Genomic DNA, 14,855 nt, shown 5'->3' with positions numbered 1-14,855 from the left:
CTTCCCATGACCGATCTCACGCCCGACCAGGAAGGCGCGATGCTGGAGAGCCTGGCCACGGTCTGCCGCGAGGCCGGCTATGTGGTGGAAGCCATCGATCGGGGCCTGGAGGTCTCGGGCGAGGACGAGGGTGCGTTCTATCTGCTGCCCGACCATGGCTGGCTGCAGGCCCGCTGCCTGGTGCTGGGTCCGGAGGACCTGGACGAGGCCCGCGACCTGACCGCCCTGTTCGAGACCATGGCCCGCGCCCAGTTCCGCCTGATCGGTTGCCGCTTCGGCTTCGACCCGGCCTCGGGCCTGTGGCTGGTCGAGGATCTGTATCCGGGCTTCGACCCCAACATCGTGCCGACCGTACTGGAGCAGCTGGGCTTCATCTGGGAGGCGCTGGAGGGCCTGTTCGAGGCGGCGCTGACCGGCGCGGTGCCCAATGACGACGCGTTCGACGCGGCTTTCGACCTGGAAGCGGCGACCCCGCCGAACTAAGGTTTCACACTCGCCCGTGAGTGGAACCGCAGGCCAAGCTTGCCGTTCCTGATCGGTATTCAGTTTGGAGGGCGTGAGATGACCCGGAAGTTCTGTATCCTGATGGGAGCGGCCCTGCTGGCCGCCTCGACCGCTCACGCCCAGACCAAGCCGCCGGCCAAGCCCGACGAGCCCAGCGGCCGTTGGGGCGAGGCGCGTCAGAAGGCCATCGACATCGGCAGCCAACCGGCCCGCGACGTCGGCATGTCCAAGCGCGAGATCCCGCCGATCCTGGTCAAGGCGTTCGAGGATCCCTACAGCCTGAAGGGGCTGAAGACCTGCCGGGCGCTGGCCGCCGAGGTCAAGGATCTCAACGCCACCCTGGGTCCCGACTATGTGGTCGGCAACACCTATGAGGAAAACCGCGGCGGCAAGCTGGCCGAGGCCGGCGGCAAGGCGGTGATCAACAGCATCATCCCGTTCCGCGGCCTGGTGCGCGAAGTGACCGGCGCGGCCCCGGCCGACCGCCAGATGAACGCCGCCGTCGATGCCGGCCTGGCCCGTCGCGGCTTCCTGCGCGGCGTGCACCTGAAGCAGGGCTGCAAGACCAAGTTCTGAAGGCGGAGACCGCGATGAAGCTGCTTGCGCTCACGGCCCTGGCCGCCACGCTGCTGGCGTTTCCGGCGGCGGCTCAGGTCAATGTCGAGAAAGAGTACTCGGCGACCTATAACCGCTGCTTCCAGACCGGCGACGCCGCCCGCGGCGTGACCCCGGCCATGGCCGGCTGCATCAACGCCGAGCTGACCCGCCAGGACAAGCGGCTGAACACCGCCTATGCCGGAGCCATGGCGCGCCTGTCGCCCAAGGCCAAGGACAGCCTGCGCGCCAAGCAGCGCGCCTGGATCAAGAACCGCGACGCCGAGTGCGAAGCCAACCTGACCGGTGGCACGATCGACTTTATCGAGCGTCCCAGCTGCCACCTGAACCTGACTATCGAACGGGCGGTGGAGCTGGAGCGGATGGCCAAGCCGCGCGCCGAGGCCGCGCCCGGGATCACCGAGGCCCGCGCCTTTCCCTACGAAGGCGGGATCGTCGACCTGCTGCTGATCGGCCCGGCCGCCCAGACCCTCTATGACCGCCTGCCCGGCCAGGGAAAGACCAGCGCCTGCGGGGCGACCGGACTGCACAAGGGCGACGGCAAGATGCTCTGCACCAAGAACGGCGCCGACCACAGCTGCCACGTCTGGCTGGACGCGACCAAGCAGAGCCTGGCCAATCCCGAGACGGACGACTGCTGAGACTTTAGGGACGGGGGAAGCGCCTTGACCGACGCCTTGATCGTGCGGGGGCTGAGCAAGGCCTTCGCCAAGCCCGCGGTGTCCGCGCTGGACCTGACGGTGCGGGCCGGGGAGCTCTATGCGCTGCTGGGGCCCAACGGGGCGGGCAAGACCACGACCTTGCGGATGGTGGCGGGGCTGACCCAGCCGGACGCGGGCGAGATCTCGGTGTTCGGGGTCGATGCGCGGCGCGACCCGGCCGGGGCCAAGGCCCTGGTGGCCTGGGCGCCCGACGAGGCGATGATCTACGACAAGCTGACGCCGCTCGAGTACCTCGAGTTCGTCGCCGGCCTGTGGAGCATTGAGCCCCGCACGGCCAAGGACAAGGCCGAGGACCTGCTCGCGACCCTGGGCCTGGCGGATGAGGCCCGCCGTCGGTGCGAGGGCTTCTCGCGCGGCATGAAGCAGAAGGTCGCCCTGGCCGGGGCGCTGATCCACGACCCCAAGCTGCTGATCCTGGACGAGCCGCTGACCGGCCTGGATGCGGCGGCCGCGCGCCTAGTCAAGGACATGCTGCAGGCGCGGGTCGACGCTGGCGGCACGGTGATCCTGACCACCCACATTCTCGAAGTGGCCGAGCGCATGGCCGACCGCATCGGCATCATCGCCGGCGGCCGCCTGCTGGCTGAGGGCACGCTGGACGACCTGCGCGGTCGGGCCGGGGAGGCCAGCGGCAAGACGCTCGAGGACGTGTTCCTGCAACTGACTGCGGAGGCGGCCCAATGAGGAGGGGAGGGGCGTGAGCCTGCCGTTCAAGCCCGCCAGCGCTCCCTGGCTGCTGGCGCACGAGCTGCGGCTGGCCTGGCGGGGCTTCCGGGCGGGGCGCAAGTCGAAGGGCGCGATGATCGCCTTCGCCATTCTGGGCGTATTGGCCCTGGGCGGCGGGGTGCTGGCGGGCCTGGCCCTGCGCGAGGTCGAGGTCCCGATCGTGCCGCTGGCGGTGGTGATCGCCGATCTGGCCCTGGCGGTGATCATGACCCTGATGCTGTCCAGCACCCTGGCCGCTTCGGCCGACGCCCTCTACGAGCGCGGGGATCTGGATCTCTTGTTCTCCTCGCCGCTGAAGCCGGGGCGGGTGCTGCTGATCCGGGCCCTGGGCCTGGCGGTCAATGCGGGCCTGTGGTTCGTGCTGCCGACCTTGCTGCTGCTGACGCCGTCGATCGTGCTGGGCCATCCGGCCTGGGCGGGAGTGTTCGTGGTGCTGATCGCCGCAGCGCTGTGCGCGACGGGCGTGGGCCTGCTGCTCGCCATGGCGCTGTTCGCCCTGATCGGTCCGCGCCGCACCCGCACCGTGGCCCAGGTGATGGCCGCCGTGATCGGCGCCGGCTTCTTCCTGGCCAGCCAGTACCGCAACCTGCTGGGCGAGCAGAAGTCCGAGAGCCTGATCGCCCGCATCGCCCTGGACGCCAAGGAAGGCCGCATTCGCCCGCCGCCACTGGCCGACCTGCCGCTGCGGGCGGCGGTGGGCGAGCCCCTGCCGCTGCTGGCGGTCGTCGCGATCGGGGCGGGGATCTTCGCCCTGGCTGTCGTCATCCTGGGCCGCCGCTTCGCCGACGCCGCGGCCGCCACCCAAGGCACCGAGACTCGCAAGGCCGCGCGGGGCCTCACGCGAGCCTTTGCTGCCGGCGCCTTCCAGGCCACGGTGCGCAAGGAGCTGCGGCTGATGGGGCGCGATGCGGCCCTGCTGTCCCAGGTGCTGATGCGGGTGCTGTACATGGTCCCGCTGGCCCTGGTCATGGCCCGCAGCGCCGCCGAGGTCCCGGCCATGGCCCTGGCCGGCTCGGCCGCCGCCGTCACCATCCTGGCCGGACAGGTGGCCGGGGCCCTGGCGTGGATCACCCTGTCGGCCGAGGACGCTCCCGACCTGCTGGCCGTCGCGCCCACGCCGATGAAGGTGCTGCGCCAGGCCAAGCTGGCCGCGGCCCTGATCCCGGTCGCCATCCTGCTGGCGATCCCGGTGGCGGTGCTGGCCTGGCACCAGCCGCTGGCCGGCCTGTGGACCGCGATCGGCGCGGGGCTGACCGCCTGGTGCTCGGGTCTGGTCAATGTCTGGCGCCAGAAGCCCGGCAAGCGCGCCGACTTCCGCCGCCGGCGCGGAGGCTCTCTGCTGGTCGCCATCGCCGAGATCGCCGTGTCGCTGCTGATCGGCTCGGCCACGGCCCTGGCGGTCGCCGGCTGGCTGGTCTGGGCCGTGTTGCCGCTGATCGTGGCCGGCGCGCTGATGATGGCCCTGCGGCGGACGGACGAGCAGATCGCCGCGGCGCTTAGGGCGGCGAGCTAGGCCTCCAGCAGCGCCTCGATCCGGCAGACCACCCCGTCCGGGCGGAAGTCGATGTCGGCCGAGCCCGACAGTTCCGCGGCCAGGCCGCGTTCGATCAGGCGCGAGCCGAAGCCGCGGCTTTCAGGCGGGGTCACCGGCGGGCCGTCGCGTTCGGTCCAGGTCAGCTCCAGGCGCGGCGCGCCCGGTCGGGGGATCTGGGTCCAGGTGATGTCGACCCGGCCGTCCGGGACCGACAGCGCGCCGTACTTGACCGCATTGGTGGCCAACTCGTGCAGGGCCATCGACAGCGACAGCGCCGTCTTGGGCGACAGCCGCACGGTCGGGCCGTTCAGGGTGAAGCGTCCCACCCCGCCGTGCAGCGAGGCCAGGCGCATGGTCACGTCGTGCAGGTCTGCCCCTTCCCAGTTCTCGCGAGTGAGCAGGTCGTGGGCCTCGGACAGAGTGACGATGCGGCTGGCGAAGGCGGCCTTGGCCTCGTCCAGCGAGCGGCCGTCGGTGAAGCTCTGGGCGGCGATGGCCTGGATCGTGGCCAGGCTGTTCTTCACCCGGTGGTTCAGCTCGTTGACCAGCAGCCGCAGGTGCAACTCGGCCCGCTTGCGCTCGGTGATGTTGACCACGGCCCCGACGAAGCGCTGGGCCTGGCCGTCCTCGCTGAAGAAGGTCTTGCCCTGTACCGCGATCCAGCGCTCGGCCCCGTCGACCGGATTGAGGGCGCGGAACTCGATGGCGTACTCGGCGCGCAGGTCCGGATCCAGGGCCAGGCGCATGGCCTCGCGCACCCGGGGGCGGTCGTCCGGATGGACCAGCGGGTAGAACATCTCCAGCGACACCGGATCGCCCTGCGGCACGCCGAACAGGGCGTAGCAGCCGGGCGACCACGACAGCGCGTTGCGGATCAGGTCGAAGTCCCAGGCCCCGACATCGGCGGCGTCGACGGCCAGGCGCAGGGTCTCGTCCTGGCGCAGCTGGCGTTCCAGCGCCTCGCGCCGCTCGGTGACGTCGGAGACCACGCCGACGAAGCGCACACAGCGGCCGTGTTCGAAGAAGGCGCGGCCCGAGACCTCGACCCAGCGCAGGGCGCCGTCGGCGCCGCGATAGATGCGGTATTCCAGATTGATCGTGCCGGGACCGTTTGGATCGGTGGTCGCCGCGACCGCATCCTGGACAGCCGCCAGGTCGTCAGGATGCATCAGGGCCTCGAACACTTCGGCCGAGGCTGGGATATCGGCCGGAATGCCGAAAATGGCGCGCACGCGCGGGTCCCAGTAACGGGTCCCGGACATCAGGTCGTAGTCCCACCGTCCGATGCCGGCGGCCTGGGCGGCCAGCTCCATGCCGGCGCGGGCGGCGGCCAGGGCGACCTCGGTGGACTTGCGCTCGGTGATATCGACCATCACCCCCGCGGCGCGCCGGGCCTTGCCGTCCGTTCCCAGATAGGCCTTGCCGCGAACATAGACCCACGCGATCCGGCCATCGGTCTGGACCAGGCGGTACTCTTCGGTAAAGTCGCCGCCGGCCCGCAGGGCGACGACGGCCTGCGCCTGTACGCGTGCGACATCGTCGGGATGTACGGCCGGCAGGAAACGATCCAGCGGCAATCCGCCTTCGGCCTCGTCCGGCGGCAGGCCATGCAGGGCGGCGTAGCGCGGATCGGCGTAGATCTTGTCGGCCTTCAGGTCCCACTCCCAGGCCCCGACGCCGCCGGCGGCCTCCAGCGCCATCTGGTAGCGCTCCTGGACGGTCTTGAGGGTCTTCTCGATGCGGACGGTGTCGGAGATCTCGACGGCGGTGATCCACACCCCGCCGACCCCCGAGGCGGTGGTCGCGTCCGGCACGGGACTGTAGCTGACGGTGAAGAAGGCCAGTTCGTTGTCGACACCGCGATTCACCCGCAGGGGCAGTTTTTCGAAGGCGAAGCCGCCGCTGGCGCCGTCCAAGATGTCCATGTGCGACTGGCGCAGGGCTTCGCGGATTTCCGGCGTCTCGTCCGAGAAGGCGATGCCGAGCGCCGAAGGGTGACGCTCGCGCAATGAGGGCGCGTAGGCGTCGTTGTAGATCAGGACCAGCTGCGGACCCCAGCGCAAGGCCATCGGCGTGTTGGCGGCCAGGATCATGTCCACGGCCAGGCTCAAGCTGGGAGACCAGTCGGCCCGTGGTCCCAACGGACTTGTCGCCCAGTCGAACGACGCCACCCGCGCGGCCATTTGGCCGCCGGCAATGCGCGTCAGTTCAGGCGTGGCGCTGGGCCTGCCCTCACTCATATTCCGTGGTCCCCCATCCGATCTGCCGATCGGCCCAAGAGCAAAGTGAACCCATCTCCGGGGTCGGCACAAGCGGAACCCCGGCATAGGCGCAAAAGAAAAGCCCGACGCGACGAACTGTCGCACCGGGCTTCAAACTCTTGGAATTGCTTATGGTTCAGTCGATCGGCGACCAGCGTTTTTCCGCAGGTGCGGCGTCGCGCTTGGGACCCCGGAACTCGTTCTGAGGACCATTGCCCTTGGGCTTGTTGCGGCCCTGACCCTGGGGCTGGTTACGGCCCTGACCTTGGCCCTGCGAGCGGCCCTGGCCCTGGGCTTTTTGTCCGCCCTCGGAGCGCCCACCGCCGCCGCCATTACCGCCATTGCGGTTGGGGCGATTGCGCTTGCGGCGCAGTTCCGACGGCACGTCGTTGCGCGGGTCGGCCTTGCGCGGATCCACGTACTTCTCGGCCGGGACCAGCTTGTCGGCGACGGCGGCGGCCGCGGCCAGCTGCTTGTCGTTGCGGCGGTCGAAGGACGGGATCTGCTGGCGGGTGGCCTTCTGGATGTCCTTCAGCAGGTTACGCTCGTCATCGGCGCAGAAGCTGATGGCGATGCCGTCCTTGCCCTTGCGGGCCGTGCGGCCGATCCGGTGGACATAGGCCTCCGGCACGTTGGGCAGCTCGTAATTGATCACGTGGCTGACGTCGTTGACGTCGATGCCGCGCGCGGCGATGTCGGTGGCCACCAGGGCCCGCATCTCACCGGCCTTGAAGGCGGCCAGGGCGCGCTCGCGCTGGCCTTGCGTCTTGTCGCCGTGGATCGAGGCGGCCTCGACGCCGGCGGCGTTCAGATACTTGGCCACCCGGTCGGCGCCGCGCTTGGTGCGGGTGAAGACGATGGTGCGCGAGAAGCTGTTGTCGGCGAACAGTTCGGCCAGCAGCGGACGCTTGCGCTGGGCTTCGATGAACAGCACGCGCTGGTCGATGCGCTCGACGGTGGTGGCCTGCGGGGCCACCGAAACCTGCACCGGATCCTTCAGCAGCTCACCGGCCAGCTTGCCGATTTCGCTGGGCATGGTGGCCGAGAAGAACAGGTTCTGGCGGTTCTTGGTCAGCTGGCTGGCGATCTTGCGGATCGGCACCACGAAGCCCAGGTCCAGCATCTGGTCGGCTTCATCCAGGACGAAGATCTCGGTGCCCGAGACCACGGCCGACTTCTCGGCCATGTGGTCCATCAGGCGGCCGGGGGTGGCGACCAGCACGTCGATGCCGCCGGCCAGGGCCTTCATCTGCGGGCCGTACTTCACGCCGCCGTAGATGGTGTGAACGGAAAGGCCCATGTGAACGGCGTAGGCCTTGAAGTTCTCGGCGATCTGGGTCGCCAGCTCGCGGGTCGGCGACAGCACCAGGCAGCGGAAGCCGCGGCGCGGGGCGGGTTTGCGATCCTCAGCCAGACGCTGAAGAATGGGCAGAGCGAAGGCGGCGGTCTTACCGGTGCCGGTCTGGGCGATGCCCAGCAGGTCCTTGCCTTGCAGCACGACCGGAATGGCCTGGGCCTGGATCGGGGTCGGCTCCTTGTAGCCCTTCTCGGCAAGGGCCTTCAGCAGCGGCTTGGCCAGGCCAAGGTCAGCAAATTGAGTCACGAGTGTCTGTCTTTCATGCGCCGAAAGACAGCTCATGCGTCCTCGCACGGCTGGCCCATTCGGCTAGTCGGTCGGGGAGCGCCCCGCGTGTACGGGCGATCTGATGAGAAAGCTCTCAAGGCGCTCGACAGGCTGGTCCGAAAACGGACCCTCACGCGGCTGGAGCGCCAATAGCGCCGAGGTGGCGCGGGGCGGATATCGGTTATCCGAGCAGGGAAGTCAAGTTTTACGGGCGAGGGCCTCCCCGCGGCGCGGGGAGGGGGCGCTAGGACGCTGGCGTCTTCGGGGCCACGTCGAAGATCTTGTGCACGATCTTCCAGCCCTCGGGCGTCTTCAGCAGCTGCATGTAGTCGGTGAGGACGGCGTTGGGGTGGTCCAACACGATCTTGGCGCTGGCGGCCGAGCCGGTGATCGAGATCGACTCGATCCAGCGCTTGCGCTGGGCCTCGTCGGGGGCGGGCTTGCCCGACGCGCCGCCGATATACTCGTCGTCGGAGCGCTGAACGAGGGCGTTGTCGCGGATCCACATCAGCCGGCTGTCGTCGTGGAAGGCCTGGCGGAATTCCTTGGGGTCGCCGGTGGCGTGGCCGGCCAGATAGTGCTCCAGCGCCGCGCGGACGGCGGGTTCCTCCGGATTGGCGGCGGAAGACGTCTGGGCGAAGGCGGGGGCGGCGGCGAGCAGGGCCGCGCCGGCGGCCAGCATGGCGAGCGTCTTGTGCATGGTGTCCCTCCCAGTGACGAGGGGAGACTACGGACGTAAATATGGCGCTCGTGCGGCGATGCTTGGCCTTGCCTCCGGCGCGGCATCACGCCACACCCGCTCCCATGAGCAAGCCGATCGTCCTCGTCGCCGCCGCCGCCCTGATCGATGTCGATGGGCGGGTGCTGATCTGCCAGCGGCCGCAAGGCAAGCAATTGGCGGGTTTGTGGGAGTTTCCGGGCGGCAAGGTCGAGCCGGGCGAGACGCCCGAAGCGTGCCTGATCCGTGAGCTGGACGAGGAACTGGGCATCAAGGTCGCGCAGGCGTGCCTGGCCCCGTTCGTGTTCGCCTCGCACTCTTACGAGTCTTTTCACCTCCTGATGCCACTGTATCTGCTGCGTCGCTGGGAAGGTCAGGTGGCGCGCAAGGAGCACGAGGCGCTGGCATGGGTGAAGCCCGACAAACTCTCGGACTATCCGATGCCCCCCGCGGACGAGCCGCTTGTCGCGTGGCTGCGCGACGTACTCTGAAAGCTCGCCTGGTTGCGCGACGTGCTCTGAAGAGCTTCTGGACCGATCAGTCGGGCGCCACCGCCGTCGAGCTGGGCATCCTGGTCGGGATCATCTGTGTGATGCTGATCACCGCCCTGGGCGCGCTGGGCGGCAATCTGAACGGCCTCTTCACCAAGCTCTCGGACAAGTTCGCCTAGCCGGCCTTGTCGCCGGCCGACTGCTCGGTCGTTCCCAAGGCATCCGCCAGCCGCATCTTGGCCGAGCCCGGACGCAGCGGCTTCTGCTGGCTGTCATGCGGCGCCCAACCGGTGACGGCCACGATCTCGAACGTCGCCGGCACGCGGCCGTCGGCCTCGGCGAACCGTTCGACATAGAGTTCCAGCGCCCGGAACAGCACCTTGCGGGGCAGGGGCTTCTTGGAGCGGTCCAGCAGCACACTGGTCTCGCCCATGGCCCGCAGGTCCTGCAGCAGCTTGATCGGATGGGCGTAGCGCACCTTCACGCGATCGACGTCCGCCACCGGCAGGGCGAAACCGGCCCGCTGCAGCAGGGCCGCCGCGTCGCTGGCGTCGGCGAACGGCGAGACGCGCATGGCCGCGCCGTCCGAAACCTCGGCCTCGGCGGCCAGCAGGCACTGGCGCAGCTCGGTCAGGGTGGCCCCGCCGAACATCGCCCCGATGAACAGACCATCGGGCCGCAGCGCCCGGCGCACCTGGATCAGGGCCCCGACCAGGTCATTGGTCCAGTGCAGGGCTAGGGTCGAGACGACCAGGTCCAGGGTGTCGTCGCCGAACGGCAGGCGCTCCTCGTCGGCCGCGACGCGCAGGCCCGGACGGCCGGCCAGCATCCGCGCCGAGAGATCCGTCTCGAACAGCACGTCGATGTTCGCCGCCGCGTCGCTGTCGGCCAAGGCCTTGGAAAAACTGCCGTTTCTGGATCCGAGATCGACGGCGACCGGAAAGCGTCTCAGGATCGTCTCCAGCCGCATGACCACGTCCTGGGCCGCGCGGGCCTTCAGGAAGTCGGCGGACGCATAGTCGGGCGCGGCGCGGTCAAGGCGCTGGCGGTGCAGGGTGCGGTCGAAGAGCAGGGGCGAGGCGGTCATTGCGCGCGGAACATGGCGATTCCGGATCCGAATGGAAAGCCGGGCCGCATCTTAGGGGTTTGGGGCGCTCGCTGCTGGACCTGTTGCTGCCGCCGTCCAGCCTGGACGGCGAGGCGGCGCTGAGCGGCGGCCTGTCGGCGGCGGCGTTCGCGCGGGTGACCTTCCTGGACGATCCGGTCTGCGACGGCTGCGGCCTGGCGATGGCTTACGCGCCCCCCTCCAATGTATTGGCCGAGCGCTGTCTGTCGTGCCTAGCCAAGCCGCGGGCGTTCGGCCGGGCGCGGGCGGCCTGTGTCTATGACGAGCACTCGCGGGCCCTGATCCTGAAGCTGAAGCACGCCGACCGCACGGACCTGGCCGGCCTGTTCGCTCGCTGGCTGTCGCGGTCCGGGGCGGAGTTGCTGGCCCAGGCCGACGCCATCGTGCCGGTCCCCGTCCACCGCACCCGGATGCTGACCCGCCGCTACAACCAGGCCGCCGAGATCGCCCGGCCGCTGGCTCGGATGCACGGCCTGACCTATCTGCCCGACGCCCTGGTCCGGAAGCGCGACACCGCCAGCCAGGGCGGCAAGTCGGCCGTAGGCCGCAAGCGCAACGTCGCCGCCGCCTTCGCCGTGCCGCCGGGCAAGCGCAAACAGGTCGAGGGCCGGCGCATCGTGCTGGTCGATGACGTCCTGACCACCGGCGCCACCGCCGAGGGCTGCGCGCGGGCGCTTCTGGCGGCCGGCGCGGCTTCCGTGAGCCTATCGGTCGTCGCCCGCGTTACAGAACGACAAGCGCGTCCTATATGAGGGCGCTGAACAGTCGAGCTGGATCATGGCCAAAGTCACCATCTACACCCGTCCCTTCTGCGGCTACTGCGCCCGCGCCTTGTCGGTTCTGACCGAAAAGGGCGCTGACTTCACCGAGATCGAGGCGGGCATGGACCCGGCGCTGCGCCAGGAGATGATGAACCGCTCGGGCCGCACGACCTTCCCGCAGATCTTCGTCGGCGAGCAGCACATCGGCGGCTGCGACGACATGATGGCCCTCGAGCGCGAGGGTAAGCTGGATCCGATGCTGGCCGCATGACGCTTCGTGTCGGCCTGATCCAGACGCGGACGCCGGCGACGCATGAGGCGGCGCTGGCCCATGTCGCGCCGCTGGTGCGCGAGGCGATCGGGCAGGGCGCGCAGTTCGTCCTGACCCCCGAATGCACCAACGTCGTGCAGAAGGATCGCGCCAAGCTGCTGCCGGCCCTGACCGCGCTGGAGGACGACCTCGTCGTCAACGGCCTGCGGGAGATCGCGGCGCAGACCGGGACCTGGATCGACGTCGGCTCGGCCTTGGTGACGCGTCCGGACGGCGACGGCCGGGCGGCCAACCGCCAGGTGGTCATCGATCCCACCGGCGCGATCGTGGCGACCTATGACAAGCTGCACATGTTCGACGTCGATCTGCCCACGGGCGAGACGGCGCGGGAATCGGCCGCCTACCAGCCCGGCGATCGGGCGGTGACGGTGGAGACGCCGCTGGCCACCTTCGGCCTGTCGATCTGCTACGACATGCGCTTCCCGGCCCTGCACCGCGCCCTGGCGCTGGCGGGGGCGACGGTGCTGACGGTTCCGGCCGCCTTCACCCGTCCGACCGGCGAGGCCCACTGGGAGGTGCTGCTGCGCGCCCGGGCCATCGAGACCGGCTCATTCGTGCTGGCCGCCGCCCAGGGCGGTTTCCACGAGGACGGGCGCGGCACCTGGGGCCGCTCGATCGTCATCGGGCCTTGGGGCGAGATCATCGCCCAGCTTGACCACGACGAGCCTGGCGTGCTGATGGCCGACCTCGACCTGTCCGCCGCCGGCAAGGCGCGCGCGGCGATCCCGGCCCTCCAGAACGCCCGGCCCTTCGCCGGACCTTAAGAAGGGGGCCCTAAGGACGATGATCAAGTACGCCCTCCAGTGCGACCAAGCCCATGAGTTCGAGGGCTGGTTCGGGTCGTCGTCGGACTATGACGACCAGGCCGCGCGTGGGCTGGTCGAATGTCCGGTCTGCGGCTCGCACGGGGTGTCCAAGCAGATCATGGCCCCGGCCGTGGCGGGCACGAAGGCTCAGCGCTCGGCGCCCGCCGTGGACCCGAAGATGCGCGACATGATGATGACCGCCATGGGCGAGGTGCGGCGGCATGTCGAGGACAATTTCGACTATGTCGGCGACGCCTTCGCCAAGGAAGCTCGCGCCATCCACGAGGGCAAGTCCGAGGATCGCGGCATCTACGGCGAGGCCTCGCCCACCGAGGTGAAAGCCCTGGTCGAGGACGGCGTCAAGGTCGCCCCCCTGCCGCCGGCCGCGCCGAAGAAGACGGATGTGAACTGACGGCCCGTTGGCTTCGGTTCGCCCAGGCCCTAAGAGGCCGCATGGGGTTTTATCGCTTTTCCGCCGCCTTGCTGCTGACCGTCTGCCTGCCCGTGGCGGCCTATGCTCAGGATGTCGAGCCGATCTCGGTCTGGGGGCGGCGGGCCGATGACCTGGGGCGGGCGACCTCGGCCAGCGAGGGGCGCATCGCCTATGCCGACTTCGCCGTGCGGCCGCTGCTGCGCCCCGGCGAGCTGATCGAGGCGGTGCCCGGCCTGGTCGCCACCCAGCACTCGGGCGCGGGCAAGGCCAACCAGTACTTCCTGCGCGGCTTCAACCTGGATCACGGCACCGACCTGGCCGCCTCGCTGGACGGCGTGCCGCTGAACCTGCCCAGCCACGGGCACGGCCAGGGCTATCTGGATCTCAACATCCTGACGCCGGAGTTCGTCCACGATATCGGCTTCCGCAAGGGACCCTATTCGGCCGAGAGCGGCGACTTCGCCACCGCGGGGGCCGTGGCCTTCGAGACCGCCGACCACCTGCACGGCGACGGCCTGCAGGCCTGGGCGGGCCAGTACGACTATTACCGCGCCGTGGGCTCCAAGGCGCTGAGCCAAGACTTCATGGTCGCGGCGGACCTGTCGACGACGCGCGGCGCCTGGTCCACGCCCGAGGACCTCAAGAAGATCAACCTGCTGGGCCGGGCCATCGTCGGCGGCTGGTCGATCACGGCGCTCGCCTATGACGCCGACTGGAACGCCACCGACCAGATCCCGCGTCGCGCGGTCGAGGCTGGAACCTTGGGCCGGCTGGACGCCATCGACCCGACCGACGGCGGCAGCAGCTCGCGTTACATCCTGTCGGCCCGCCGCCGCGACCTGCTGCGCGGCCTGGACACGGTGGTCTATATCCAGCGCTACAAGCTCGATCTCTTCTCGAACTTCACCTACTTCCTCGACGATCCCGTCAATGGCGACCAGTTCCAGCAGGCCGACCAGCGCTGGATCTATGGCGGCTCGCTGACCAAGCGCTGGACCCTCGGCGATGGCTGGAGCGCCCGCACCGGCGTCACCGCCCGGGTCGACGACATCGGCAAGGTCGGCCTCTACCGCACCACGGCCCGCGTGCGTCGCGAGACCGTGCGCCAGGACGCTCTGACCGAATGGTCGACAGCCGTCTGGGGCGAGGCCTCCAAATCGTTCGGCCCGCTGGACGCCACCTTCGGCCTGCGCGCCGACGCCATGGGCGCCGACGTCAACGCCGGCGATCCGCGCAACGCCGGCGAGGTCAGCGACCTGCTGGTCAGCCCCAAGCTGGCCCTGGCCTGGCGGGTGTCCAAGACCTTCGAGCTCTATGCCGACGCCGGGCGCGGCTTCCACTCCAACGACGCGCGCGGGGCGGTGATCACGATCGATCCGGTGACCGGCGATCCGGCCGAGCGCGCCCCGCTGCTGTCGCCCGCCGACGGCGCGGAGCTGGGCCTGCGCTGGAAGCGCGGCGACTTCCTGCTGACCGCGGCGGCCTGGGCGCTAAAGGTGCAGTCCGAACTCGTCTATGTCGGCGACGCCGGCTTCACCGAGGCCAGCGGCGGCACCAAGCGGGCCGGGATCGAGCTGCTGGCCGACTGGCGGCCCCTGCCGGGCCTGAACCTGACCGGGTCCTACGCCGCCACCCACGCCCGCTTCACCGGCGATCCGGCCGAGGGCGACCGCATCCCCAACGCCGTCAGTTCGGTGGTCAGCGCCGGGGCCAGCTGGACCCTGCGCCAGGGCTCGACCTTGTCCCTGACCTGGCGCCGCCTGGGCGCGGCCCCGCTGATCGAGGACAATTCGGTGCGCTCGCGCCCGACCAGCCTGCTCAACGCCCTGTTCGTGCAGAGCTTCGGCAAGGCCAGCCTGATGGTCGAGGTGCTGAACCTGACCGGCAGCAAGCGCGACGACATCGCCTATGCCTATGCCTCGCGCCTGCCGGGCGAGCCGGCCGAGGGTGTCGAGGACATCCATTTCCACCCGGTCGAACCGCGCGCGGTTCGGGCGGGACTGAAGATCAATTTCTGACCAGACCCGCGAAATTGGGGGTGGATTTCCCCCCGCCCCCTCGCCAAGGTCCGTCTAGAGCGCGTTAGCGCGCTCTAGGTGTTTGATTTGGAGCCTTTTTAGACGCCTCATATGTAGCCAGATGAGGCGTCTAAAAGGCTCCGGGGGTTTCATCCGGGTTGCGGATTTTCCGAGGGGCTTTCGAA

General features: G+C 69.6%; 16 protein-coding genes. 12 read left to right on the top strand and 4 right to left on the bottom strand.

The window, feature by feature from the left end:
- Positions 1-6 precede the first annotated feature (6 nt).
- The 5 genes from ABDW31_RS00785 (at position 7) to ABDW31_RS00765 (ending at position 4,080) form a co-directional block, all read left to right on the top strand.
- On the top strand, positions 7-483 hold the full coding sequence (locus ABDW31_RS00785) for a hypothetical protein (RefSeq protein WP_184716955.1): 477 nt from the start codon (positions 7-9) through the stop codon (positions 481-483).
- A gap of 78 nt (positions 484-561) precedes the next feature.
- Positions 562-1,080, top strand: coding sequence for a hypothetical protein (locus tag ABDW31_RS00780; protein ID WP_184716957.1), 519 nt, complete (start codon positions 562-564; stop codon positions 1,078-1,080).
- Positions 1,081-1,094: 14 nt separating this feature from the next.
- A complete protein-coding gene (locus tag ABDW31_RS00775; protein WP_343698227.1) occupies positions 1,095-1,760 on the top strand; it encodes a lysozyme inhibitor LprI family protein in 666 nt (221 codons plus the stop codon).
- A gap of 24 nt (positions 1,761-1,784) precedes the next feature.
- On the top strand, positions 1,785-2,525 hold the full coding sequence (locus tag ABDW31_RS00770) for an ABC transporter ATP-binding protein (protein ID WP_184716962.1): 741 nt from the start codon (positions 1,785-1,787) through the stop codon (positions 2,523-2,525).
- 13 nt (positions 2,526-2,538) lie between these two features.
- Positions 2,539-4,080 (top strand): hypothetical protein, encoded by a 1,542-nt coding sequence (locus ABDW31_RS00765; RefSeq protein WP_184716964.1) that lies wholly within the window; start codon positions 2,539-2,541, stop codon positions 4,078-4,080.
- Here the strand turns inward: ABDW31_RS00765 and ABDW31_RS00760 are convergent.
- The 3 genes from ABDW31_RS00760 to ABDW31_RS00750 form a co-directional block, all read right to left on the bottom strand.
- Positions 4,077-6,341, bottom strand: coding sequence for a PAS domain-containing protein (locus ABDW31_RS00760; RefSeq protein ID WP_184716966.1), 2,265 nt, complete (start codon positions 6,339-6,341; stop codon positions 4,077-4,079). The genes ABDW31_RS00765 and ABDW31_RS00760 overlap by 4 nt on opposite strands.
- A 157-nt stretch (positions 6,342-6,498) precedes the next feature.
- Positions 6,499-7,965 carry a DEAD/DEAH box helicase gene (locus ABDW31_RS00755; RefSeq protein WP_184716968.1) on the bottom strand — a complete coding sequence of 489 codons (1,467 nt, stop codon included), beginning with the start codon at positions 7,963-7,965 and terminating at the stop codon, positions 6,499-6,501.
- A 265-nt stretch (positions 7,966-8,230) separates the two neighbouring features.
- A complete protein-coding gene (locus ABDW31_RS00750) occupies positions 8,231-8,686 on the bottom strand; it encodes a nuclear transport factor 2 family protein (RefSeq protein WP_184716971.1) in 456 nt (151 codons plus the stop codon).
- A gap of 104 nt (positions 8,687-8,790) precedes the next feature.
- Between ABDW31_RS00750 and mutT the strand changes: the two genes are divergently transcribed.
- Together mutT and ABDW31_RS00740 are read left to right on the top strand one after the other, a co-directional pair.
- Entirely contained in the window at positions 8,791-9,195 is a 405-nt protein-coding gene (mutT, locus tag ABDW31_RS00745; RefSeq protein ID WP_184716973.1) for an 8-oxo-dGTP diphosphatase MutT, read from the top strand.
- A complete protein-coding gene (locus ABDW31_RS00740; RefSeq protein WP_343698226.1) occupies positions 9,174-9,374 on the top strand; it encodes a Flp family type IVb pilin in 201 nt (66 codons plus the stop codon). The genes mutT and ABDW31_RS00740 overlap by 22 nt, the downstream gene beginning before the upstream one ends.
- Here ABDW31_RS00740 and ABDW31_RS00735 read toward each other — a convergent pair.
- The gene (locus ABDW31_RS00735) at positions 9,371-10,282 is read right to left on the bottom strand and encodes a methyltransferase domain-containing protein (RefSeq protein WP_184716977.1); all 912 of its coding nucleotides are present in this window, start codon (positions 10,280-10,282) and stop codon (positions 9,371-9,373) included. The genes ABDW31_RS00740 and ABDW31_RS00735 overlap by 4 nt on opposite strands.
- On the opposite strand from ABDW31_RS00735, the gene ABDW31_RS00730 reads away from it, so the two are divergent.
- The 5 genes from ABDW31_RS00730 to ABDW31_RS00710 are packed head-to-tail and all read left to right on the top strand — an operon-like array spanning position 10,282 to position 14,670.
- Positions 10,282-11,073 (top strand): ComF family protein, encoded by a 792-nt coding sequence (locus ABDW31_RS00730; RefSeq protein ID WP_184716979.1) that lies wholly within the window; start codon positions 10,282-10,284, stop codon positions 11,071-11,073. The two genes, ABDW31_RS00735 and ABDW31_RS00730, sit on opposite strands and share 1 nt — an antisense overlap.
- Positions 11,074-11,098: 25 nt before the next feature.
- A complete protein-coding gene (grxC, locus tag ABDW31_RS00725; RefSeq protein ID WP_184716981.1) occupies positions 11,099-11,353 on the top strand; it encodes a glutaredoxin 3 in 255 nt (84 codons plus the stop codon).
- Entirely contained in the window at positions 11,350-12,177 is an 828-nt protein-coding gene (locus ABDW31_RS00720) for a carbon-nitrogen hydrolase family protein (protein ID WP_184716983.1), read from the top strand. Before grxC ends, ABDW31_RS00720 begins: the two co-directional genes overlap by 4 nt.
- 19 nt (positions 12,178-12,196) lie before the next feature.
- Positions 12,197-12,631, top strand: a complete 435-nt coding sequence (locus ABDW31_RS00715; protein ID WP_184716984.1) for a DUF1178 family protein — start codon at positions 12,197-12,199, stop codon at positions 12,629-12,631.
- Between the two features lie 41 nt (positions 12,632-12,672).
- Positions 12,673-14,670: a TonB-dependent receptor gene (locus tag ABDW31_RS00710; protein ID WP_184716986.1), complete on the top strand. Its 1,998-nt coding sequence runs from the start codon at positions 12,673-12,675 to the stop codon at positions 14,668-14,670.
- Positions 14,671-14,855 lie beyond the last annotated feature (185 nt).

It is taken from the genome of Caulobacter sp. (assembly GCF_039596335.1).
In the GTDB taxonomy this organism is placed as follows: Bacteria; Pseudomonadota; Alphaproteobacteria; order Caulobacterales; family Caulobacteraceae; genus Caulobacter.
This window is presented reverse-complemented; position numbering and strand designations above follow the sequence as displayed.

Bases quoted from the DNA above. Each gene is read 5' to 3' on its own strand.
- ABDW31_RS00785 (WP_184716955.1), top strand. From the start codon at position 7: ATGACCGATCTCACGCCCGACCAGGAAGGCGCGATGCTGGAGAGCCTG.
- ABDW31_RS00780 (WP_184716957.1), top strand. From the start codon at position 562: ATGACCCGGAAGTTCTGTATCCTGATGGGAGCGGCCCTGCTGGCCGCC.
- ABDW31_RS00775 (WP_343698227.1), top strand. From the start codon at position 1,095: ATGAAGCTGCTTGCGCTCACGGCCCTGGCCGCCACGCTGCTGGCGTTT.
- ABDW31_RS00760 (WP_184716966.1), bottom strand. From the start codon at position 6,341: ATGAGTGAGGGCAGGCCCAGCGCCACGCCTGAACTGACGCGCATTGCC.
- ABDW31_RS00750 (WP_184716971.1), bottom strand. From the start codon at position 8,686: ATGCACAAGACGCTCGCCATGCTGGCCGCCGGCGCGGCCCTGCTCGCC.
- mutT (WP_184716973.1), top strand. From the start codon at position 8,791: ATGAGCAAGCCGATCGTCCTCGTCGCCGCCGCCGCCCTGATCGATGTC.
- ABDW31_RS00735 (WP_184716977.1), bottom strand. From the start codon at position 10,282: ATGACCGCCTCGCCCCTGCTCTTCGACCGCACCCTGCACCGCCAGCGC.
- grxC (WP_184716981.1), top strand. From the start codon at position 11,099: ATGGCCAAAGTCACCATCTACACCCGTCCCTTCTGCGGCTACTGCGCC.
- ABDW31_RS00720 (WP_184716983.1), top strand. From the start codon at position 11,350: ATGACGCTTCGTGTCGGCCTGATCCAGACGCGGACGCCGGCGACGCAT.
- ABDW31_RS00715 (WP_184716984.1), top strand. From the start codon at position 12,197: ATGATCAAGTACGCCCTCCAGTGCGACCAAGCCCATGAGTTCGAGGGC.
- ABDW31_RS00710 (WP_184716986.1), top strand. From the start codon at position 12,673: ATGGGGTTTTATCGCTTTTCCGCCGCCTTGCTGCTGACCGTCTGCCTG.